20 protein-coding genes are annotated in these 20766 nt (G+C 57.3%); 12 read left to right on the top strand and 8 right to left on the bottom strand.

Annotation, left to right across the window (positions count from 1 at the left end):
• Positions 1-5 precede the first annotated feature (5 nt).
• The 6 genes from citG to citC are packed head-to-tail and all read right to left on the bottom strand — an operon-like array spanning position 6 to position 5246.
• Positions 6-917: a triphosphoribosyl-dephospho-CoA synthase CitG gene (gene citG, locus EHO01S_RS14710; RefSeq protein WP_370447919.1), complete on the bottom strand. Its 912-nt coding sequence runs from the start codon at positions 915-917 to the stop codon at positions 6-8.
• Positions 895-1446 (bottom strand): citrate lyase holo-[acyl-carrier protein] synthase, encoded by a 552-nt coding sequence (gene citX, locus EHO01S_RS14705; protein ID WP_035370711.1) that lies wholly within the window; start codon positions 1444-1446, stop codon positions 895-897. Before citX ends, citG begins: the two co-directional genes overlap by 23 nt.
• A 3-nt stretch (positions 1447-1449) precedes the next feature.
• Positions 1450-2970, bottom strand: a complete 1521-nt coding sequence (gene citF, locus EHO01S_RS14700; RefSeq protein ID WP_024524679.1) for a citrate lyase subunit alpha — start codon at positions 2968-2970, stop codon at positions 1450-1452.
• Between the two features lie 10 nt (positions 2971-2980).
• Positions 2981-3877: a citrate (pro-3S)-lyase subunit beta gene (gene citE / locus EHO01S_RS14695; RefSeq protein ID WP_024524678.1), complete on the bottom strand. Its 897-nt coding sequence runs from the start codon at positions 3875-3877 to the stop codon at positions 2981-2983.
• Positions 3874-4173 carry a citrate lyase acyl carrier protein gene (citD, locus tag EHO01S_RS14690; RefSeq protein WP_024524677.1) on the bottom strand — a complete coding sequence of 100 codons (300 nt, stop codon included), beginning with the start codon at positions 4171-4173 and terminating at the stop codon, positions 3874-3876. Before citD ends, citE begins: the two co-directional genes overlap by 4 nt.
• Positions 4170-5246, bottom strand: a complete 1077-nt coding sequence (citC, locus tag EHO01S_RS14685) for a [citrate (pro-3S)-lyase] ligase (protein ID WP_024524676.1) — start codon at positions 5244-5246, stop codon at positions 4170-4172. The genes citD and citC overlap by 4 nt, the downstream gene beginning before the upstream one ends.
• A 385-nt stretch (positions 5247-5631) precedes the next feature.
• Between citC and dpiB the strand changes: the two genes are divergently transcribed.
• The 4 genes from dpiB (at position 5632) to dinF (ending at position 10167) form a co-directional block, all read left to right on the top strand.
• On the top strand, positions 5632-7275 hold the full coding sequence (gene dpiB, locus EHO01S_RS14680) for a sensor histidine kinase DpiB (protein ID WP_024524675.1): 1644 nt from the start codon (positions 5632-5634) through the stop codon (positions 7273-7275).
• A complete protein-coding gene (gene dpiA, locus EHO01S_RS14675; protein WP_024524674.1) occupies positions 7268-7954 on the top strand; it encodes a two-component response regulator DpiA in 687 nt (228 codons plus the stop codon). Before dpiB ends, dpiA begins: the two co-directional genes overlap by 8 nt.
• Before the next feature lie 130 nt (positions 7955-8084).
• Complete coding sequence (gene lexA / locus EHO01S_RS14670) at positions 8085-8693, top strand: transcriptional repressor LexA (RefSeq protein WP_024524673.1); 609 nt, start codon at positions 8085-8087, stop codon at positions 8691-8693.
• Between the two features lie 139 nt (positions 8694-8832).
• On the top strand, positions 8833-10167 hold the full coding sequence (dinF, locus tag EHO01S_RS14665; RefSeq protein WP_024524672.1) for an MATE family efflux transporter DinF: 1335 nt from the start codon (positions 8833-8835) through the stop codon (positions 10165-10167).
• Between the two features lie 23 nt (positions 10168-10190).
• Here dinF and zur read toward each other — a convergent pair whose 3' ends face one another.
• Positions 10191-10667 (bottom strand): zinc uptake transcriptional repressor Zur, encoded by a 477-nt coding sequence (zur, locus tag EHO01S_RS14660; RefSeq protein ID WP_024524671.1) that lies wholly within the window; start codon positions 10665-10667, stop codon positions 10191-10193.
• 462 nt (positions 10668-11129) lie between these two features.
• On the opposite strand from zur, the gene EHO01S_RS14655 reads away from it, so the two are divergent.
• The 6 genes from EHO01S_RS14655 to alr all read left to right on the top strand — a co-directional run bounded on the left by EHO01S_RS14655 (position 11130) and on the right by alr (position 17061).
• A complete protein-coding gene (locus tag EHO01S_RS14655) occupies positions 11130-11855 on the top strand; it encodes a tetratricopeptide repeat protein (protein ID WP_024524670.1) in 726 nt (241 codons plus the stop codon).
• Positions 11856-12022: 167 nt separating this feature from the next.
• On the top strand, positions 12023-13060 hold the full coding sequence (gene dusA / locus EHO01S_RS14650; protein WP_024524669.1) for a tRNA dihydrouridine(20/20a) synthase DusA: 1038 nt from the start codon (positions 12023-12025) through the stop codon (positions 13058-13060).
• A 214-nt stretch (positions 13061-13274) separates the two neighbouring features.
• A complete protein-coding gene (gene pspG, locus EHO01S_RS14645; protein ID WP_024524668.1) occupies positions 13275-13493 on the top strand; it encodes an envelope stress response protein PspG in 219 nt (72 codons plus the stop codon).
• A 358-nt stretch (positions 13494-13851) separates the two neighbouring features.
• Positions 13852-14238 carry a NirD/YgiW/YdeI family stress tolerance protein gene (locus tag EHO01S_RS14640; RefSeq protein WP_024524667.1) on the top strand — a complete coding sequence of 129 codons (387 nt, stop codon included), beginning with the start codon at positions 13852-13854 and terminating at the stop codon, positions 14236-14238.
• A 179-nt stretch (positions 14239-14417) separates the two neighbouring features.
• Complete coding sequence (gene dnaB, locus EHO01S_RS14635) at positions 14418-15830, top strand: replicative DNA helicase (protein ID WP_024524666.1); 1413 nt, start codon at positions 14418-14420, stop codon at positions 15828-15830.
• A gap of 139 nt (positions 15831-15969) precedes the next feature.
• Entirely contained in the window at positions 15970-17061 is a 1092-nt protein-coding gene (gene alr / locus EHO01S_RS14630) for an alanine racemase (protein ID WP_024524665.1), read from the top strand.
• 64 nt (positions 17062-17125) lie between these two features.
• Here alr and yqhD read toward each other — a convergent pair whose 3' ends face one another.
• On the bottom strand, positions 17126-18283 hold the full coding sequence (gene yqhD, locus EHO01S_RS14625) for an alcohol dehydrogenase (RefSeq protein WP_024524664.1): 1158 nt from the start codon (positions 18281-18283) through the stop codon (positions 17126-17128).
• A gap of 209 nt (positions 18284-18492) precedes the next feature.
• On the opposite strand from yqhD, the gene EHO01S_RS14620 reads away from it, so the two are divergent.
• Positions 18493-19404 (top strand): AraC family transcriptional regulator, encoded by a 912-nt coding sequence (locus EHO01S_RS14620; protein WP_024524663.1) that lies wholly within the window; start codon positions 18493-18495, stop codon positions 19402-19404.
• A gap of 56 nt (positions 19405-19460) precedes the next feature.
• Complete coding sequence (locus EHO01S_RS14615) at positions 19461-20750, top strand: alpha/beta fold hydrolase (protein WP_024524662.1); 1290 nt, start codon at positions 19461-19463, stop codon at positions 20748-20750.
• Positions 20751-20766: the final 16 nt, after the last annotated feature.

The raw sequence follows: 20766 nt of genomic DNA, 5'->3' as shown, positions 1-20766 counted from the left end.
TATTTTTAATGTTCAGCTTGCAAAATCGGGTAACAGAGGTGAGCCAGAAACCAGGTCAGGATCAGAAGATCCGCGCTGCCGCCCGGGCTCAGATGGCGGCCGATGCACTCTTCATCAAAACGCTGTAGCGCCAGCAGATCGTCTGGCGTGCGGATGCCACCGCTTGCCAGCAATGCGGCGGCGCGTTGCCGCATCCAGCGCAGGGCAGTCATACCGCCCCGCGCCGCGACATTGGTGTCTTGGTTATGGGCCATTAGCAGCAGCAGGGTTTCGAGCAAGGCCAATTCCGGATCACGTCCGGTGGTCAGCAACTGCCGGTAATGGGGAAGCGCCAGTTGTATCACTAGGGGATAGCCCGCCTCGGCTTCGCCGCGGGCACCGCTGATGCCTTGAGAGACAAAAAGACGTTGGCCGGCCGTGCTGGCCTGTCCAGCAGGCAACGCGACCAGCTCCCGAGCTACCAGGCCGCGGCAGAATTGCGCCGCATAGCTGCATAAGCGTTCGGGGGTGAGGGCGAGGCCGTGCTGGTGGCTACGCCCCATGGCGGCGCACAGTAAGCCGAGAGAAAAGATGCTGCCCTTATGGGTATTGACCCCGGCGGTGGCGCGGAACATGTCTGCTTCACAGGCTTGGCCGATCGCCCGCAATCCAGGTAACGCATCGCTGGCTTGCAGGGCGGCGCTGTTGGCGCCGTATTCGACGAAGCGGGGCAGCCACGGCGCGATGGCATCGGCACTGCGCAAGAAGTCGCTGTGCGCCATGTCATAGTGAGCGCCGTTGTTGTGACGATCGACCAGGCCTGGCTTCGGCGTCAGGTTGACTTCGGCCAGCATGGCACGCCAACCCAGTTCGCCTGCGTGGGCACAGAGGCGTTCGAGCGTATTCGCTGAGGTGTTAGAGAGCGATAGGTGCGGCATCATTAACTAATGCCTCCATATGAGCGATGAGTTGGATCACGCTGTGGCGGCGCTCACGGGCGCACAACACGGCGGGACGCTGGCAAATCAGGCAGCGGCGCACGGGCAACTGATAGTCGCCGCGCGACAGAATCTGTCCGCTGGGGGTCAACACATCGAGATCCCATAGCCGGCCCAGCGGGTGGGCCTGCTCTAAGTCCATGGTGGCCCGTTTGACCGCGTCGGCTGGCGCGGCGATGGCCATCAGCCCTTCCGGGCCGGTGGCTAAGTCCAGTGAGCACTGCTCCCTGATAGTCCATGCCTGACGCTGCGCCAGTTGGTTTAGCGCGTCGATGCCGGCATTGAAGATCCGGCGGGTCAGGGCGCTGTCCTTGACCGGGCCGGGAGCGACCACGGTGAAGGAGATCAGCGTACAGGTATGGCGTGCCAGCCATGCCGCTTGCCGAGACTGCCTGCATTCACGGCTGAGGAGCAGTTCCGGTAGTGTGACGGTATGGCTGGTCGCCAAATCGGGGAGCAGGGGCATCATCGCTTATTCCTTGACCTGGCGAACCACGTCGATGACGGAGCCGTCGCGATAACGCACCACGGCGACCGCCTTATCGGTAAAGGCGATCGGCTTCGGTTTACCGGTCAGAGAGAGGGCACGATCACGTAGCCACTCGATGCTGACCAGCGGCATGCCGGCATCGCTGAGGCGCTGTGCCAGCTCCGGACGCGCCGGGTTGACGGCGATACCGTGGTCGGTGACCAGGATGTCGATGCTGGAGCCCGGCGTGACGCAAGTCAGCACGTTATCGACGATAGTCGGGATACGTCCGCGTACCAGCGGCGCCACGATGATGGAGAGCGCAGAGCCGATGGCGGTATCGCAGTGACCACCGGAGGCGCCGCGCAGTACTCCGTCGGATCCGGTCAGTACGTTAACATTGAAGTGAGTGTCCACTTCCAACGCACTCAGCACCACCACGTCAAGCCGATCGACGGCGGCGCCTTTGGAACTCCAGTTTGCATACTGGTTAGCGCTGATTTCGATGTGGTTCGGATTGCGTGCCAGAGAGCCCGCGGCGGCGCGGTCGAAACTCTGTACGTCGAGCAACTTACGGATATAGCCCTTTTCGTGCAGATCGACGATGGTAGAGGTGATGCCGCCCAAAGCGAAGTCGGCGCGGATGTTGGCGCGGCGCATCTTGTCTTCGAGGAAGCGCGTGACCGCCAGTGAGGCACCGCCGGTGCCAGTTTGCAACGAGAAGCCTTCGTTAAAGTAGCCGGAGTGAGCGATTACTTCTGCTGCGCTTCGGGCGATCAAAAGCTCGCGCGGGTTGGAGGTCATACGGGTGGCATCGGCTCCGATCTTACTGGCATCGCCGACATGGTCGACTTGGACGATCAGGTCGACTTGATCTTGGCTCAGGCTAGCCGGGTTGTGCGGATAAGGCAGGATCTCTTCGGTCAACAGGACGACTTTATTGGCGGCCTCAGCGTCGGCGCGCGCATAGCCCAGCGAGCCGCAGCAGGCATTGCCGGTGTAGCCATTGGCGTTACCGAAGGCGTCACAGGCGGGTACCCCGAGGAAGGCGACGTCGATGTTCAGTTCACCGCTATTGATCAGGTGAACGCGACCACCATGGGAGTGGATCTGAACCGGCTCGTCGAGCAGACCATGGGAGATGGCATCGGCCAGCGGGCCACGCAGCCCGGAAGTGTAGATCTTGCGCACCACGCCGTTACGAATATGGCCGACCAATGGCGCATGGCAGTCACTTAGGGAACTGGAGGCCAGGGTCAGATCTTTGAATCCCATGGCGGCGATGGCATCCATCACCTGGTTCAGGGTCAAATCGCCGCCACGGAAAGCGTGATGGAAGGAGATGGTCATGCCATCGCGCAGTCCGCTGCGCCGGATAGCCTCTTGCAGATCCGCACACAGTTTGCGATCGCGCGGACGCTGTTGCTGATAATCTGCCTTGCGGACGTCGTTAAATGCCGGCAACGCGCCATCCTGCTGGCTAAAGGCGGTTACGCGGGCGTTTCGTTGGGTATCTTGTGTCATCTTTATCGCCTTATTCTTCACGGATGCCGGAAAGCGCCGCGCGGGAAAGCACCAGACGCGCGCGTTCGATAACCGGGCTATCGACCATCTTGCCGTTCAGGGAAACCACGCCGCGCCCTTCGCGCGCGGAGGCTTCGGCGGCGTCAACGACCAGGCGCGCGTGATCAACCTCTTTTTGTGTCGGGGCATACAAGTTGTGCAGCAACTCGATCTGACGCGGATTGATCAGTGACTTACCGTCAAAGCCCAGCTGTTTGATGTGGGCGGCCTCGCGCAGGAAGCCCTCGTCGTTGTTGGCGTCGGAGTAGACGGTGTCAAAGGCCTGGATGCCGGCCGAGCGAGCGGCTTGCAGAATGCTGCAACGGGCGAACAGCAGTTCGATCCCATCCGGGGAACGCTCGGTACGTAGGTTGCGTACATAGTCTTCGGCACCGAGCGCGATGCCGATGAGACGGGGTGAGGCGTGGGCGATGGCGACGGCTTGGGTAATACCTTGGGCGGATTCGATCGCGGCCAGTAGACCGGTGCTACCCACTTCACGTCCACAGGCCCGTTCGATGCGCGCGATCTCATTTTCGATGGCGATAACATCTTCGGCACTATCGGTCTTGGGCAGACGTACCACATCGACCCCGGCCCGGACGACAGCCTCCAGGTCGGCGACGCCGAACTCGGAGTCCAAGGCGTTGACGCGCACGATGGTTTCAATGTCGTGGTACAGCGGATGTTGCAGTGCATGGTAGACCAGGCGACGTGCGGCATCTTTCTCACGCAGTACCACGGAGTCTTCCAGATCGAACATCAAGGCATCGGCCTTATAGATAAAGGCGTTGCTTAGCATGGCGGCGTTGGAGCCGGGCACGAACAGCATGCTGCGGCGGGTACGGGTTTTCTGTTGCGGTGTCATGCGCGATCCTCCCAAGGCAAGCTGACCAGGTCGGCGGCACGCGCCAACAGCGTTTCCAGACGGGCGCGTAGGACACAGTCGAGAGCGCCTTTGTCGTCGATGATCAGCTGTACGCCTCGGATCTGGTGCTGGTTGAGCACTTCCATTACGGTGGCGCGGATAGCGTCGCCAAACTGTTTTTCGACGCTGCTGCTGATTTGCAGGTCGAGGGCCTGGTCGTCTTCAATGGGCGCGATGCGCACCATCACGTCGCTCGACTCAAGGGTGCCTGCGACGGCTGCGTGGTTTATTTTCATTTGTCACCTGTAACTAAGACGGATTCCTGGGGGCGGCGCTCGACACCCGCGGGCATCGTGGCGATCAGGCGCGCCAGATAGGCGCGGGTCGCTTCGGGTACCAGTGGGGTGATTGCCGGAAGATCTTTGCGTACCAGCAGCTTGCGTACCCAGGAGGCAGAAATGGGGGTGTTGTGATAGGTCAGCCTAGCCACTTCAACCAGATGGATCGGCGGGTAGGGCAACGCCGGTGTCTCCAGCCAGTAACGCATATCCTGATTGTATTTGGCGGTAACCGGGCAGAAGGGTTCTGTCCCGACAAAGCGGTGGGTGATGCCCAGCGCTGGCGCCAGATACTGCCGGAATATCTTGATATCGATTTCGGTGTAACAGTTGTCGGCCACGCCTTGCTCTTTGATGAAATAGCAAGGGAAGGTGGCGCGCGAGATAATATATTCGGAGCCGGAGTGTAGCGTGAGGTTGGTGATATCACCCACCCCTTCACGAACCAGCGCCAAACGATCCTCATAAGAAAAGCGCGAGGTGTCTTCGCGAACCAGAAAGAGGTGCAACCAGTCGCACTGACTGGCCGCCTGGCGGACGAGATAGCGATGCCCGTTGGTGAACGGATTGGCGTTCATCACGATAGCGCCAATTTTTTTCCCGGGGTGGCGTAGCGTTGCTAAATTTTCGGCATAACGTTGTAAGCGGACTTTACTGTTTTCCATCAACACCATAATCCCAGGTACGCGGGTAATGGTGGCGAATCCGCATTGGCGAAACATCGCTTCGTTTTCTTCTTTTGTATAAATAAAAAGATTGTTTCGACCTAAATCATAAGCCAAATTGACGAGTTCGGTCGCCAGCGTAAGGGCTAATCCCTCGCCACGGGCTGATGCACTGATGGCGACGCATTTTATGATATCGCCAGCGAGACCACCGCAGGCGATAATTTTGTTATCGCGTTTCGCGCAAATAAATACTTCTACAGAAGTATCTATATTAAGCCCATTTTCACGCAGAAACTGAGTGATAGCGGCAATCCTTTTTTGCTCAGAGCGCTTAACCTGGGTGAAAACAGTATTGCTGAACATAGGGATCCCTGCGCTGCATTAGCATGGCTAAGTTAAATAAATGTATCTTTTATCAACTTACTAACTTTTCATGTTCAACCTATAGTAATAAAACTTTTCACCTGTTTTTATTACCATCGGCTGTGGTTAAATTAATCCTAGTTAGTAATTAGCCAGGAGTTTTTGACCTAATTCACAAACGGAAAGCAGTTTTAAATTACCTTAATAGTTTTTATTTTCGTAATTTTAAATAAAGAATTTTATTCGCTGGTTTTTATTTGCGTAATTAGTTTAATAGCGATAATCTGCGACGTAGAAAAACATTATGAACAGTTTAACTGGAAACAAATCGGTTACATTTGAGGGGATTAAAGGTAATCGAAATGTATTAAAAGGTGAGATGACGATGGTAAGAATGCCAAAGAGTAACGCGGTCAATTTTTTCCGTCGCATGGCGTTCCCATTACGTATCTTCCTCCTGCTCCTGTTAGTTTCTTGCTGTCTGTTCGCCGCATTGGGGAAATACTTGTCTGCGAGTTTTGAAGACTACATGACGAGACAGGTGCGGGACATGGCGATGAATCAGGCCAAGATTATCGCTTCGATGGATAGCATCATCGCGGGGGTGAAGGATCGCGATATTCACCGTCTGGCGCAGATTGCCGATCGTTTGGGATCGGGGACCGACTTCGATTATGTGGTCATCGGCGATCGTAACGCGATTCGCTTGTACCATCCGAATCCGGCCAAGATCGGCTACAAGATGCAATTTAACAAGCCGGGCGCTCTCGAACGCGGAGAGAGTTACTTCATTTCCGGCAAAGGCTCGTTGGGCATGGCGATGCGCGCCAAGACGCCCATCTTCGATCACCAAGGAAAAGTGATCGGCGTCGTCTCCCTCGGCTATCTGGTGAGCAAGATCGACAGTTGGCGGCTCGACTTCTTGCTGCCGATGGCGGGAGTCTTTGTCGGGGTTCTGGTGTTGATGATGCTGCTCTCTTGGTTATTTGCCGGCCATATCCGTCGTCAGATGATGGGGATGGAGCCCCGCCAGATAGCGCAAGTGGTGCGTCAGATGGAGGCGCTGTTTGGCGCGGTGTTCGAGGGCTTGATCGCGGTCGATCCTGAGGGGCAGATCACGGCAATAAACCGCAATGCCCGCAAAATGTTGGGGCTGAGCGCCCCTGGACGCCAGTGGCTGGGGCTGCCAATTAGTCAGGTCGTTGCGCCAGCGGCTTTCTTTACCGATCGTATCGATGAGGATCGGCGCGACGCGATTCTGACCTTTAATGGTCTGAATGTGATAGCCAACCGGGCCACCATCCGTTCTGGCGACGGCGATACACTGCTTGGCGCGATCATTAGTTTCCGTAGTAAAGATGATATTAATACGCTGAATGCACAATTGACACAGATCCGGCAGTATGTCGATAGCCTACGCACCGTGCGTCATGAGCATCTCAACTGGATGTCGACACTCAGCGGGCTGTTACAGATGAAGGAATATGACCGCGCATTAGAGATGGTGCGTGGTGCCTCGCAGGAGCAACAGCAACTGATCGATCATTTGCGTGATGCCTTTAGCGATAAGGTGGTCGCCGGCCTGTTATTTGGTAAAGTGCATCGGGCGCGCGAGTTGGGGCTGACCTTGACGATTGTCGAAGGTAGCCAGTTGCATGCCCTGCCCGCCGGTTTAGATAGTACAGAATTTGCGGCGGTAATCGGCAACCTGTTGGATAACGCCTTCGATGCCAGTCTGAAGAACCCCGCAGGCAATGGGTGTGTTGAGGTGTACTTGTCGGATGAGGGGGCGGAGGTCATTATCGAGGTGGCTGACCAAGGATGTGGTGTGCCGGATACGTTGAAAGATAAAATTTTTGAGCAGGGCGTCAGTAGCAAGGTAGAGGAGCCGGGGGAACATGGCATCGGCCTCTATCTTATCGCCCGCTATGTGGGACGTTGCGGTGGCACCATTACGCTGGAGGATAACCAGCCCTATGGCACCCTATTTTCTGTATTTATCCCGAAGGTGAAGAGTGAGCATGAATAAAATCAATATATTAATCGTCGAGGATGAGACTCCGCTGGCTGAGATGCACGCGGAGTTTATTCGTAATCACCCTTGCTGCGACCAACTGTGGCTGGCCGGTAATCTGGCGCAAGCCCGGGCGATGATTAAAAGCTTTCACCCGGATTTAGTCCTGTTGGATAATTATTTGCCCGACGGTGTCGGTGTACAGCTACTGCATGAGTTGGCTCAACAACGCTATCCCGGCGGTGTGGTACTGACGACCGCTGCCAGCGATATGGACACGGTTTCCGAGGCGGTGCGCGGTGGTGCTTTCGATTACCTAATTAAACCCATCGCTTACGAACGGTTAGGCCAGACATTGGAGCGTTATCAGCAGCGTCATGCCATGCTCAGCGGGCATCAGAATGCCAGCCAACGTCAGATCGATAGCATGTATAACGCTTATGCGCGTGGCGACAGTAAAGAGGATCTGCCAGTGGGCATCGATGCGTTGACGCTGGAGAAGGTACAGGCCCTATTCGTCGATGAGCAAGCGCGCCACACCGCAGAGAGCGTGGCGCAGAGCTTGATGTTGAGTCGGACTACGGCGCGTCGTTACTTGGAGTTCTGCACCGCGCGCCAGCAGATTGTGGCAGAGATTGTCTACGGTAAGGTGGGGCGCCCACAGCGAATCTATCGTGCGCAGAGTAAGAATTGATGTTCCTACTCCGGCAGAGGTTCGCGCGGGATCGCACCCAGAGCGCGTTGTTTTATGTATTTCACGGTTTTAAATTATCCGCCACCTGTATATACTCACAGCAAAACTGTATAAACGAACAGGGGGCGGAATGAAAGCATTAACGGCCAGGCAGCAGCAGGTCTATGATCTGATTCGCGATCATATCGAGCAAACCGGCATGCCGCCGACGCGTGCCGAGATCGCCCAGCGCCTCGGCTTCCGCTCACCCAATGCGGCAGAGGAACACCTGAAAGCGTTACAGCGCAAAGGGGTGATCGAGATTGTCTCAGGGGCTTCCCGTGGTATTCGTCTACTGATGGAGGACGAGTCGGGTCTGCCGTTGATCGGTCAAGTCGCGGCAGGTGAACCCTTGTTGGCGCAGCAACATATCGAAGGCTATTACCAGGTTGATCCGTCGTTGTTTAAACCCAGCGCTGATTTTCTCTTGCGGGTGAATGGGATGTCGATGCGAGACATCGGTATCCTGGATGGCGATCTGCTGGCGGTACACAAGACGCAGGATGTGCGCAACGGCCAGGTGGTTGTGGCGCGCATCGAAGACGAAGTCACAGTAAAACGCTTGAAAAAACAAGGTAATGTGGTGCAGTTGCTACCAGAGAATAGCGACTTTCAGCCTATCGTGGTTGATCTGCGCGAGCAGAATTTTACCATCGAGGGATTGGCGGTCGGCGTGATCCGTAACGGCGACTGGATCTAAATCACGTCGGCCTTGGCCCTTCCCGGCTCGGTTAGGCCGATGCGTTTCGTCATTTTCTCACCCCGCGGACATCGAGTACGCGGGGTTTTTTATGGGTCTCATCGTGGGCATAGGCGGCCCGCAGCGATAAGGGGGTGTGATGCAAGGTTTTCCGCAAGCGGACAAGGCATTATGGCGCTTAGCGCTGCCGATGATCCTCTCCAATGTCTCGGTACCGCTGCTCGGCTTGGTGGATACGGCGGTGATCGGCCATTTGGACTCACCCGTTTACCTAGGTGGGGTGGCGGTGGGCAGCATGGCGACGACCTTTCTGTTCATGTTACTGCTGTTTTTGCGTATGAGTACCACCGGGCTATGTGCCCAGGCATACGGTGCGGATGATCGTCCCGCCCTGGCTCGGGCGTTAGTGCAGCCGCTGATCATGGCGTTACTGGCTGGTGGTGTGATCGTCGCGTTGCGTGGCCCGTTGAGCGACCTGGTACTACGGATGGTCGGTGCCGAGGCGGCGATTCAGGCACAGGCCCAGCTATTCATGCGCATTCGCTGGTTGAGCGCGCCAGCCACCTTGGCCAATCTGGTGATCCTCGGCTGGCTATTGGGGGTACAGTATGCCCGAGCGCCGGTCATACTGCTGGTCACGGGAAATCTGGTCAATATCGTATTGGATCTCTGGCTGGTGGTCGGTTTGGGATGGAAGGTAGCCGGGGCGGCCTGGGCTACGCTGATCGCCGACTACGCCACGTTATTATTGGGGGGGGCGTTGTTGCTACACGTCATGCGACAACGTGGGTTACGACGCGTGCATTTCCAGCACGCTTGGCGTGGCGATCTGCGCCGCCTGCTGGCGTTGAACCGCGATATCATGTTGCGCTCTCTGTTGTTGCAGATCTGCTTCGCCTCGCTGACGGTGATCGGCGCCCGCCTAGGCGCTGGCGTGGTGGCGGTGAATGCGGTGCTGATGAATCTGCTGACTTTCACCGCTTACGCTCTTGACGGTTTCGCCTATGCGGTTGAGGCGCACTCGGGACGCGCCTATGGCGCGCGCGATACCGCTGGATTACAACAGGTGTGGCGCGCCGCCTGTCGTCAGGCCGGCCTGGTCGCCCTATTGTTTGCGGTCAGCTATGGTCTATTTGGCCGCGCCATCATCGATCTATTGACTACCTTGCCACAAGTGCGCGCATTGGCGCGGGTTTACCTGCCCTGGCAGATGGTATTGCCGTTACTCGGGGTGTGGTGTTACCTGTTAGATGGGCTCTTCATCGGCGCGACGCGTGGCGCCGATATGCGTAACAGCATGGTGCTGGCGGCGTTAGGCTATGGCGTGGCGTTGCTGAGCGTGCCCTGGCTGGGCAATCAGGGGTTGTGGTTGGCATTGGCGGTCTTTCTCACACTGCGAGGGCTGTCGTTGTGGCTGATCTGGCGGCGTTGCTGGCGCGCGGGCAGCTGGTTTTCCCCCGCCGTGGCACCGTAGGAGTGTGCGGGTGTTGTACGGCCTCAGCCTGACGTCGCTTCGGTTTCCGTTGGGGTTTGCGTGCAGTCATGGCAGAGGCCGTGTGCCTCGATCACGCTGTGTTGTACGCTAAAGCCGGCCTGTTGTGCCAAGATCGCCAACTGCTGTTGCAGGGCATCCGCTGGGCGTTCATGCACCTGACCGCAACGGTGGCAGATGAGTAACGCCGAGATATGGCTAGGCTCGTCGAGATGGTGGCACATCACGTAGCTGTTGGTGGATTCGATCTTGTGAATGAAGCCCTGTTCCAGCAGGAAGTCGAGTGCGCGATAAATGGTCGGCGGTTTAGCTTGAGGCTCGGAGACGCGCAGCAGATCGAGCAGATCATAGGCGCTGATGGCGCCTTGCTGGGCGGCCATAAGGCGCAGCACCTCCATCCTCTGTGGCGTTAGGCGGACATTCCTCTGTCGGCAGAGTTGTTCGGCCTGGGTTAACAGTCGCTGCAAAGTCGGGGTGGTCATGAGTACGGTTTCCTGCCAGTAGCGTGACGTTATTTTATCACAGTTAGGCGAGTCCCTGTAATGGGTGCCATCGTCGACGTTGCGTCAGTCGCGCGGGAGCGTGGCGATGGAGCACGTGTTCACCGTTTTCCCCCTTCACACATAGATAACCGCAATGTATCCGACCGTGGGACTAGCGTCAGTCACCGGTTGAGGGTCAGTTATGCTGTTTGCTTGTCCTAAATATCATTGGTGCCTCACCATGTGGGCAGACGAGCGTCGGATGACACGGTAATTTTTCCTGTCCTGCCTGAATGCCGGTTTTCTGCCTGGATCTGTCGAGCGTGAGCGTGAGGTGGAAACGGGATCGTGCTGTGACATGACGTCATGGCTCGGAACGCCAAGTAGAATGTTATATCGGCGAAGGTGTGGCACCGCATGCACGCTTGCCGTGCGCAGACGACGGAAAGGATAACAACGGACATGGATCTCATCGTGGCGATCGACAATTGGCCTTTACGCCAGGCCGTCTGCGCGATTTATCAGCGGCATTATACGATTATGCCCTTGGCCGATTTTTCGCAGTTGCCTGCGTGGGGGGATGCCGCGAGCGCCCCGCCCGGTATGCTGTTGATGACCGATCGGCGGCGTGAAGGCTTATTGCATGCCATGGATGATATTCGTCGCCATAGTGCGCTACCGGTGATCATCATCAACCGACGAGAGAGTTACCTAACCCAGCTGGTTAGCCGTTTTTTCCCCGGAACCTACGCTTTTAGCTACGATTCGTTTTATCGTCATACGCAGCGGCGTAATTTTCACCCGCTGGATCTGTGTTTTTTGCCCTATTCGCGCGGAGTGCCAGTCTACAGCGGCGAGCGGGGATCGCTACGGGAGCGCCTGAATGCGTTCGGTTTTATGACACTGTATCAGCGGGGTGTGACCCTGCGTGAAGCCTCGGTACTCATCAGTCTTTATTATCGGAATAATATCGCTACTACCGCTCGCCTGCTGGGGATGCATGAGCAGGCCGTGGTCTACTGTAAGCGGGCCTTGAGCAAAAAGTTGGGGCTCGATCCTAACCGTACCGATTTGATCCGGGATATTTTCCTGCTGCCGAGCGATAGCCGCGGCGATGCGCGTGAGGGCGCGTGGGGCGAGGGGGAAGGGAGCGAATCGCGATTTAGCGGCAGCAGGTGGGAGGGCTAGTTGCTGAGGCGCTGCGGATCGTGGCCTGCTTGCGAGGGATCGGCGCGCTGCGGTTTTTCTGTGCGGATATGCTAGAATCGCCGCCCGCGCGATCCCCGGGCGGCATCCGGCGCCCTGGGGCGACGGTAGGCAATTAGACTCTGCATGATAGTGGAAGACAGCGAGTAATGACTCAGGCACAACACATTGAACCAGCGACCGTACCCCATGAGCGTAAGGGCTCGAGGAAATTTTCTTCTCAGCGTTTCTCCATCGCGCCGATGCTCGATTGGACCGATCGTCATTGCCGCTACTTTCACCGTTTACTGAGCCGTCAGACGCTGCTGTATACCGAGATGGTGACCACCGGCGCCATCATCCACGGTAAGGGCGACTATCTGGCCTATAACGAAGAGGAGCACCCGCTGGCGTTGCAGTTGGGCGGCAGCAATCCGGCGGATCTGGCCCATTGTGCGGCGCTGGCGGAAGCGCGTGGCTACGATGAGATCAACCTGAATGTCGGCTGCCCGTCGGATCGGGTGCAGAATGGCCGTTTTGGCGCTTGTCTGATGGGGGAGGCGCAACTGGTAGCGGAGTGTGTTAAGGCGATGCGCGATGTGGTATCGATCCCGGTGACGGTCAAGACCCGCATCGGCATCGATGAGCAGGACAGCTATGCGTTTCTGTGTGACTTTATCGGCACCGTTGCCGGGCAGGGGGAGTGCGATACCTTTATCGTCCATGCGCGCAAGGCGTGGCTGTCGGGATTGAGTCCCAAGGAGAATCGCGAGGTGCCGCCGTTGGACTACCCGCGGGTGTATCGGCTCAAGCAGGATTTTCCCCAGTTGACCATCGCCCTCAACGGGGGGGTGACGAGTCTGGCGCAGGCGCAGGCGCACCTGTGTCATGTCGATGGGGTGATGGTGGGACGTGAGGCCTATCATAATCCCGGCATGCTGGCACAGGTCGATCGCCAACTGTTCGCTGCCGAGGCCGTGGTGCCCGACAGCATCGCGGTGGTGCGCGCGCTCTATCCCTATATTGAGCGTGAGCTGGCCAAGGGGACCTACCTAGGCCACATTACTCGCCATATTCTCGGCTTGTTCCAAGGGATCCCCGGCGCACGCCAGTGGCGTCGTCACCTGAGCGAAAACGCTCACCGTCCGGGGGCGGATTGTTCGGTGGTCGAACAGGCGTTGCGTTTCGTCGAGCGGCGGGAGGCATAATTCCGGAGTCCGCCGCCGTGGACTGCGTGGGGCGGATGACCGCCAGTCAAATTGCCTAATCATTGGTGAGCCTGACCATGCCAGAGCGTTCTCTGTCGTGTCCATATCGGCCAGATAGTTGTGAACTCAATGAGTTAATGAATATACTCAGCTTGGCACGATTTTTGAATTCATCCAGCCATGATATCTGAGGACGCTAAGTGGAGCGCGTGCGATGTTTGAAGTGATGTTGTTTCTGGGATTCGTGGTGTTGATGTTGCTGGCAGGTATCTCGTTGCTGGGCGTGTTCATCGTATTGGCGGTGTTTGCCATACTGTTTTGGCTGTTTGGTGGCCTGTTTGTGCTGGCGATTAAGCTATTACCCTGGCTGGCGTTACTCTTGGTCGTCGTATGGCTATACCGCGCCTGGCAGAAACCGCAACAATCACGCTAATGGTGTGCGCCTAGACCTGAGTCGAGGCGCATCGATTGATTATTTTGTTGGCCTCTCCCGTCATATTTCCCGCCGTCTTTATTAATTAATTTATAAAATAAATTAACGTAATAGTATTTTCATAAAAAATTAATTAGGCGTAAGGATACGCCGCTTGGCGTGAGCGACGTCCTCGCATCATATGACCTGGCTGGATTTAATTTTACATCGCCTAACGGTGTCATGGTGCTGATGTCAGGGCAGTAAAATCAGATAATTTCCAGTGCGTTCGTCGTGCGGCTTAATAATTTGTTAAGGATGAGTGGGGATAATTACATCGTCTTGTTATTAATATAAAAATAGGATTTCGATGATAGCTATGTATAAGTTCAGCCTCAGTGCACTGGTCTTACTGGTTAGCGTTAATGCCAGCGCCGCGTTCACCAACAACAGCGCGCCGAATTATGGCCCAGGGGGATTTAGCGGCCCCGTCACCGGGGCGGTAAATAGCGCTGAGATTAATGGTTATAGCTGGATGCAGGACGATAAACCGGTTGTCTTGGAAGGGCGTATCGTGAGCAGTCTGGGGGGCGAGCATTACCTGTTTCAAGACGCGAAAGGGAATGTGATGGTCGAGATCGATCAGGAGGCATGGTGGGGGGTGAGCGCCACGCCGCAGACGCGCCTGCGCCTGTACGGCTCGGTGGATAAGGATGTCGCTGAGCGCGTCAGCGTCGATGTGGATCGCGTGGAGGTGTTGCGCTGATCCTGATGTGGCGTCGTTCGCGGCTCGCCATACTAACCGGCCCGCGCCGTTCGGTGCGGGCCTCTCCGCTCTCCTCGTGCTTCTCTTGTTGTTGCTTACGACTTACTCCATGCGTCCGGCGCTGGCATTGGTTATACTGTCGCGCGTCTAAAGCTCACAACAGGTAAAGCATTTCCACTATGGCAGGCAATAATCCCGGCAACAAATCCCGCGAGACTCCCCGCGATCGCCAGATGGAGGGCCTCAAGCTACCTCCGCATTCTCTGGAGGCTGAACAGTCCGTTCTGGGCGGTTTAATGCTGGATAACGAGCGCTGGGATCATGTGGCCGAGCGTGTGGTGGGCAATGACTTTTATAGCCGTCCGCATCGCTTGATTTTTGGCGAGATGCAGCGTCTGCTGGAACAGGGGCGGCCAATCGATCTGATCACCCTTTCTGAATCGCTGGAGCAGCAGGGTCATCTGGAGAATGTCGGCGGTTTCGCCTACCTGGCTGAACTGGCGAAGAATACCCCTAGCGCCGCCAACATTAACGCCTATGCCGACATCGTGCGTGAGCGGGCGGTGGTACGTGAAATGATCGCCGTTGCCAATGAGATCGCCGACGCCGGTTATGATCCACAGGGGCGCAGCAGTGAAGATCTGCTGGATCTAGCTGAGTCACGCGTGTTCCAGATCGCCGAAAACCGTGCCAGCAAGGATGAGGGGCCGAAGAGTATCGACCGCATCCTGGAAGACACGGTCTCGCGCATCGAACAGCTGTATCAGCGCCCGCATGATGGGGTAACCGGGGTCTCCACCGGCTATCAAGATCTGGACAAGAAGACCGCCGGTTTGCAAAAGTCCGATCTGATCATCGTGGCGGCACGTCCGTCGATGGGGAAGACCACCTTCGCGATGAACCTGTGCGAAAACGCGGCGATGACCCAGGAGAAACCGGTATTGATCTTCAGTCTGGAGATGCCCGGCGAACAGATCATGATGCGTATGTTGGCGTCATTGTCTCGCGTCGATCAGACGCGCATCCGTACCGGTCAGTTGGATGATGAGGATTGGGCACGTATCTCCAGTACCATGGGGTTGCTGCTGGAGAAGCGCAATATGTACATTGACGACTCCTCAGGCTTGACGCCGACGGAGGTGCGCGCGCGCGCGCGGCGCATTTTCCGCGAGCACGACGGCCTTAGCCTGATCATGATCGACTACCTGCAACTGATGCGCGTGCCGTCGCTGTCGGATAATCGTACTCTGGAGATCGCCGAGATTTCCCGTTCCCTCAAGGCGTTGGCTAAGGAGCTACAGGTGCCGGTGGTGGCGCTCTCGCAGCTCAACCGTTCGTTGGAGCAACGAGCCGACAAGCGCCCGGTCAACTCCGACTTGCGCGAATCCGGCTCTATTGAGCAGGACGCCGACCTGATCATGTTTATCTACCGTGATGAGGTCTATCACGAGAACAGCGATCTGAAAGGGATCGCCGAGATCATCCTCGGTAAGCAACGTAACGGCCCCATCGGCACGGTACGTCTGACCTTTAACGGCCAATGGTCGCGCTTTGATAACTACGCCGGCCCGGCCTATAACGATGAAGATTAATCGCCTGATCGCCTAGGCGGCCAGATGCATCCACCCTAGGCCGGTGCGTGTGCGGCCAGTGGGAATAATTTCATGAGCCGGGCGCCGAACGCCCGACCCGATCGTTAACTCAGCTCATTAATGGAATCAAGGAAGCAACATGAAAGCGGCAACCGCCCTCATTGATCGCCGCGCTCTGCGACATAACTTTCAGCAGATCCGCACGTTTGCGCCGCACAGTCGTCTTATCGCCGTGGTGAAGGCCAATGCCTATGGACATGGTCTGTTGGAGACCGCCAATACTCTGCATCAGGCCGACTGCTACGGTGTGGCGCGTATCGGCGAAGCCCTGATGCTGCGCTCCGGTGGGATCGTCAAACCGATCCTGCTATTGGAGGGGTTTTTCTCCGCCAGCGATTTACCGGTCTTGGTGGCGAATAATATCGAAACCGCGCTGCACAGCGAAGAGCAGTTGCAGGCGTTGGAGCAGGCCCAGTTAGAACGCCCGGTTAAGGTATGGATGAAGTTGGACACCGGTATGCATCGCCTCGGGGTACGCCCAGAGCAGGCTGAAGCTTTCTACCAGCGGCTTTGTACCTGTCCCAATGTGGCACAGCCGGTAAACTTTATGAGCCACTTCAGCCGAGCCGATGAGCCGCTGTGTGGGCGTACCGAGGCCCAACTGGCCTGCTTCGACGCCTTCGTCCAGGGTAAGCCGGGCGAGCAATCCATCGCCGCCTCTGGCGGCATTCTGCTGTGGCCGCAGTCGCATCGCGACATGGTCCGCCCGGGGATCATCCTGTATGGCGTCTCACCGCAAGCGGATCTGGCTCTGGCTGCCGACCATTACGGTCTGCAACCGGCGATGACCCTACAGTCTAGCCTGATCGCGGTACGCGAACATAAGGCTGGCGAACCCGTCGGCTATGGTGGCACCTGGGTGGCCGAGCGCGATACCCGACTCGGTGTGGTGGCGATCGGTTATGGCGATGGTTACCCGCGCAGCGCACCGTCGGGAACGCCGGTGCTGATCAATGGACGTGAAGTGCCGATCGTCGGACGGGTCTCGATGGATATGATCTCTGTCGATCTCGGGCCACAGGCGCAGGATCGGGTAGGCGATAAGGTGATCATGTGGGGGCCGGGACTGCCGGTCGAGAAGGTGGCGGCGTGCACCGGCATCAGCGCCTATGAGCTGATCACCAAGCTAACCTCACGCGTTGCTATGGAGTATATCGGCGACGAGGCGTGATACGCCGTGGTGGAAATAAAGAGCGGGCCGGCAATTGCCGGCCCGTTGCATTTGGTGTGACCGTTTAGCGAGCGGCTTGGTAGATCTGGCGGCTCTGCTCCAGCGTGATGTCGCCATGCTCCCCTAAGGCGGTCATCTGATGCGCTTGCAGTTTATCGAGCAGGGCGGGGATGCTGCTGCCATCCAGGCCGTAATTGCTCAGGTGGGTCTTGATACCCATCCGCTCGAAGAATGCCCGAGTGGCGGCAATAGCGGCATCGATGCGTTGATCGTCGCTGCCGTTGTGAATGTTCCAGACCCGTTCGGCGTACTGCAACAACTTGGCATGTTTCTTATCGCGTTTCAGCTGCAAAACGTTCGGCAACACGATGGCTAAGGTCTGGGCGTGATCCAGCCCATGCATGGCGGTCAGTTCGTGGCCGAGCATATGGGTCGACCAGTCTTGCGGAACCCCGGCACCGATCAGGCCGTTGAGCGCCATGGTGGCACACCACATGATGTTGGCGCGTACTGCATAGTTTTCTGGCTCTTGCAATGCACGCGGCCCCTCTTCGATCAACGTCAGCAGCAGCCCCTCGGCAAAGCGATCCTGTACGCGGGCATCCACCGGATAGGTCAAGTACTGTTCGACGATATGGACGAAAGCATCGACCACCCCGTTGGCGATCTGACGCGCGGGTAGCGTGTAAGTGACTTGCGGATCAAGGATGGCGAAGCGTGGCATGACATGCGGCGACATAAAGTGCAGCTTATCGCCCGTTTCGCTACGAGTAATCACCGCCCCCATGTTCATTTCGGAGCCGGTAGCGGGCAGGGTGAGTACCACGCCTAGCGGAATGGCACGGCTGACATCGCTGCCGACGGTTTCCATGATATGCCACGGATCACCGACGTAATCGGCGGCAGCGGCAATGAACTTGGTTCCATCGATGACGGAGCCGCCGCCGACGGCCAGCAGGTAGTCGATTTTTTCGTTATGCACCATCTCGACCGCTCGCATCAGGGTCTCGTAGTGTGGATTTGGCTCGATACCGCCGAATTCGAAGACCTGACGACCGTGAAGCGCAGCGTGAACCTGATCTAACACGCCGTTACGCTTGATGCTCCCCCCGCCATAGGTGATGAGTACGCGTGCCTGTTCCGGGATTTCGTCGCGCAGCTTGGCAATTTGATCGCGGCCAAACAGGATCTTCGTCGGGGTATGAAGAACAAAGTTTTCCATGATGCAACCCTCACTCGTATTGCTAAAAAGCATGAATATGTCCGGCGTCAGCACCGGGATGGAATTTGAGTGTTATTGTGAGCGCCTTGGGCAATCGGCTCAATGCCCAATTCTGTTGGTTGCTTGCCTATTCCTGCAAGACGCTGTAGAAAAATGTATCAAAATGGCAAAATCATTGCCAAATAAAGTGAATTTGATGGGAGCGTTACATGGTTATCGACGATAGATGGAAACAGTTGGCCGCGCAGGTACAACGCCTGCATCAGCAACCGGGGGTCAAGCCCTCGCCGGTCGAGCATGTTAACCTCATCTATGTCAATGCACATCAACCGCGTACGCCGGTCATGTATCAGCCTAGCCTGATCATTATATTGCAGGGGCGTAAAGTCGGCTATTTGGGGGAGCGAGTATTTCACTATGATCCCAGCAATTACTTGCTGATGACGCTACCGTTACCGTGCGAGTGCGAGACATTTGCTACGCCGGAGGAGCCGTTGATTGGCTTGGCGCTACGGGTTGACATGCAAATGTTACAGGATCTGTTGATGGATATCGGTGACGGGTTGCACACCACTGCGCGCCCGCAGGCCGATGGAGTACGCTCGGTGGCGTTGGACGAAGCGATGCTGTGCGCCTGTGAACGCCTGGTGGAGGCGATGGCGAGCCCGCTGCACGCTCGAGTACTTGGCCCCCAGATCGTGCGTGAGATGCTATTCCACGCCCTGTGTGGTACGGGGGGAGATGCGTTATTCGCCTTGGCCAGCCGCCACAGTCATTTTAGCCAGATTGCTAAGGCGTTGCGCATGATTGAGCAGAACTATGCCAGTAGCCTGAACATCGACAGTCTGGCTCAGTCGGTCAATATGAGTATTTCGTCATTTCACCATAACTTTAAGGCGGTGACGGCCACCTCGCCGTTGCAGTACATTAAGTCCTATCGCCTGCACAAGGCGCGCATGATGATCCTGCACGATGGCCTGAAGGCCAGCACGGCGGCGAATCGTGTGGGTTACGAAAGCCCGTCGCAGTTTAGCCGTGAATACAAACGGTTTTTCGGCAATACCCCCAGCGATCAGGCCAGTCGCTATCGCAACGGTGGCCTCCCCATCGCGGAACTGTAAGCTAAGGCGCGGGAGCGGTACGGGTGTGCGTCCCGCCAGCCAAGGAGTGTCTTAAGATGATTGAACGAGCGTTTAAGCTGCCGGGCATGGCGGTGCGTGAATACCGTGTCGAGGTGCCGCTGAATTGGCGCGATCCTGATGACGGGCGGCGTATCACCCTATTCGCCCGTGAGCTGTGCGACTTGGCGCGTGAGACGGAGGCGTTGCCTTGTCTGTTGTTTCTCCAGGGCGGCCCGGGTGGTAAGTGCCCGCGGCCAACCAGCCGTAGCGGCTGGTTGGCGGAGGCGTTACGCGATTACCGAGTGATCTTGATGGATCAGCGCGGTACGGGCAACAGCAGTCGGGTCGAAGCCAGCACATTACGCGATATGACCCCGTCCCAGGCAGCGGAGTACTTGAGCCATTTCCGTGCCGACGCCATCGTCCGTGATGCGGAGTACCTACGCCTGCATTGCTTCGGCGGTCGGCCCTGGACGACGTTGGGCCAGAGCTATGGCGGTTTCATTACCCTTAGCTACCTCTCTTTGGCGCCGCAGGGATTGCACGCTTGTTACATCACCGGGGGCCTACCTGCGCTCGTTCCCGACGCCGAGCGCCTTTATGGCGCGACTTACCGCCAACTGGCACGCTGCAACCAGCGCTTCTTTAGCCGCTATCCTCAGGCGCGCGCGCAACTCGACCGCATCGTCGCCCTGTTGCGTGATCAGACGGTCTATCTGCCCGATGGCGATCTGCTCAGCGTGGAGCGTCTGCTGACTCTGGGGTTGGATCTGGGGATGAGCGAGGGCGATGAGCGCCTATTGTGGCTGTTCGACGAGGCCTTCAACGCCGAGGGAGAGCTGAGCGATACTTTTCTCAATCAGGTAATGCAGCGCAGCGGCTTCGCCGATAATCCACTGTATGCCGTATTGCATGAGAGCATCTATGCCGATGATAGCAGCGGTGCGACCCGCTGGGCTGCGCAGCGGGTACGCGATACCTTACCGGCCTTTTCGCCTGATCTCGCCTCGCCGTTGTTGAGTGGTGAGATGATCTATCCTTGGATGTTCGAACAGATGCAGTCGCTGCGTCCCTTCCGAGCGGCGGCGTCCTTGCTGGCCGAGCGCGAAGTCTGGCCTGCGTTGTACGATGTCACGCGCCTGCGTAACAACTCGGTGCCAGTGATGGCGGCGGTGTATTACCACGACATGTATGTCGATGTGACGCTATCGCTGGAGAGCGCGGCACAAATCGGTAATCTGCAAACCTGGATCACCAGCGAGTATCAGCACAATGGCCTGCGTGCCGGACCGGTGTTCACTCGGCTACGCGAGATGATGGCTGAGCGCGGTGTCTTCGCAGGATAAAAAACGGCTCCCTCAG

It is taken from the genome of Edwardsiella hoshinae NBRC 105699 = ATCC 33379 (assembly GCF_000474215.1).
GTDB classification, from domain to species: domain Bacteria; phylum Pseudomonadota; class Gammaproteobacteria; order Enterobacterales; family Enterobacteriaceae; genus Edwardsiella; species Edwardsiella hoshinae.
Note: the sequence above shows the minus strand (reverse complement) of the source record. Positions and strands in the feature narration are given on the sequence as shown.

What these genes read in the sequence shown, in the direction of transcription:
- EHO01S_RS14655 (WP_024524670.1), top strand. Translation starts at nt 11,130, where the DNA reads ATGGATCTCATCGTGGCGATCGACAATTGGCCTTTACGCCAGGCCGTC.
- dpiB (WP_024524675.1), top strand. Translation starts at nt 5,632, where the DNA reads ATGGTAAGAATGCCAAAGAGTAACGCGGTCAATTTTTTCCGTCGCATG.
- citG (WP_370447919.1), bottom strand. Translation starts at nt 917, where the DNA reads ATGCCGCACCTATCGCTCTCTAACACCTCAGCGAATACGCTCGAACGC.
- lexA (WP_024524673.1), top strand. Translation starts at nt 8,085, where the DNA reads ATGAAAGCATTAACGGCCAGGCAGCAGCAGGTCTATGATCTGATTCGC.
- citX (WP_035370711.1), bottom strand. Translation starts at nt 1,446, where the DNA reads ATGATGCCCCTGCTCCCCGATTTGGCGACCAGCCATACCGTCACACTA.
- dinF (WP_024524672.1), top strand. Translation starts at nt 8,833, where the DNA reads ATGCAAGGTTTTCCGCAAGCGGACAAGGCATTATGGCGCTTAGCGCTG.
- dnaB (WP_024524666.1), top strand. Translation starts at nt 14,418, where the DNA reads ATGGCAGGCAATAATCCCGGCAACAAATCCCGCGAGACTCCCCGCGAT.
- dusA (WP_024524669.1), top strand. Translation starts at nt 12,023, where the DNA reads ATGACTCAGGCACAACACATTGAACCAGCGACCGTACCCCATGAGCGT.
- citC (WP_024524676.1), bottom strand. Translation starts at nt 5,246, where the DNA reads ATGTTCAGCAATACTGTTTTCACCCAGGTTAAGCGCTCTGAGCAAAAA.
- EHO01S_RS14615 (WP_024524662.1), top strand. Translation starts at nt 19,461, where the DNA reads ATGATTGAACGAGCGTTTAAGCTGCCGGGCATGGCGGTGCGTGAATAC.
- citF (WP_024524679.1), bottom strand. Translation starts at nt 2,970, where the DNA reads ATGACACAAGATACCCAACGAAACGCCCGCGTAACCGCCTTTAGCCAG.
- yqhD (WP_024524664.1), bottom strand. Translation starts at nt 18,283, where the DNA reads ATGGAAAACTTTGTTCTTCATACCCCGACGAAGATCCTGTTTGGCCGC.
- citE (WP_024524678.1), bottom strand. Translation starts at nt 3,877, where the DNA reads ATGACACCGCAACAGAAAACCCGTACCCGCCGCAGCATGCTGTTCGTG.
- EHO01S_RS14620 (WP_024524663.1), top strand. Translation starts at nt 18,493, where the DNA reads ATGGTTATCGACGATAGATGGAAACAGTTGGCCGCGCAGGTACAACGC.
- pspG (WP_024524668.1), top strand. Translation starts at nt 13,275, where the DNA reads ATGTTTGAAGTGATGTTGTTTCTGGGATTCGTGGTGTTGATGTTGCTG.
- alr (WP_024524665.1), top strand. Translation starts at nt 15,970, where the DNA reads ATGAAAGCGGCAACCGCCCTCATTGATCGCCGCGCTCTGCGACATAAC.
- citD (WP_024524677.1), bottom strand. Translation starts at nt 4,173, where the DNA reads ATGAAAATAAACCACGCAGCCGTCGCAGGCACCCTTGAGTCGAGCGAC.
- zur (WP_024524671.1), bottom strand. Translation starts at nt 10,667, where the DNA reads ATGACCACCCCGACTTTGCAGCGACTGTTAACCCAGGCCGAACAACTC.
- dpiA (WP_024524674.1), top strand. Translation starts at nt 7,268, where the DNA reads ATGAATAAAATCAATATATTAATCGTCGAGGATGAGACTCCGCTGGCT.
- EHO01S_RS14640 (WP_024524667.1), top strand. Translation starts at nt 13,852, where the DNA reads ATGTATAAGTTCAGCCTCAGTGCACTGGTCTTACTGGTTAGCGTTAAT.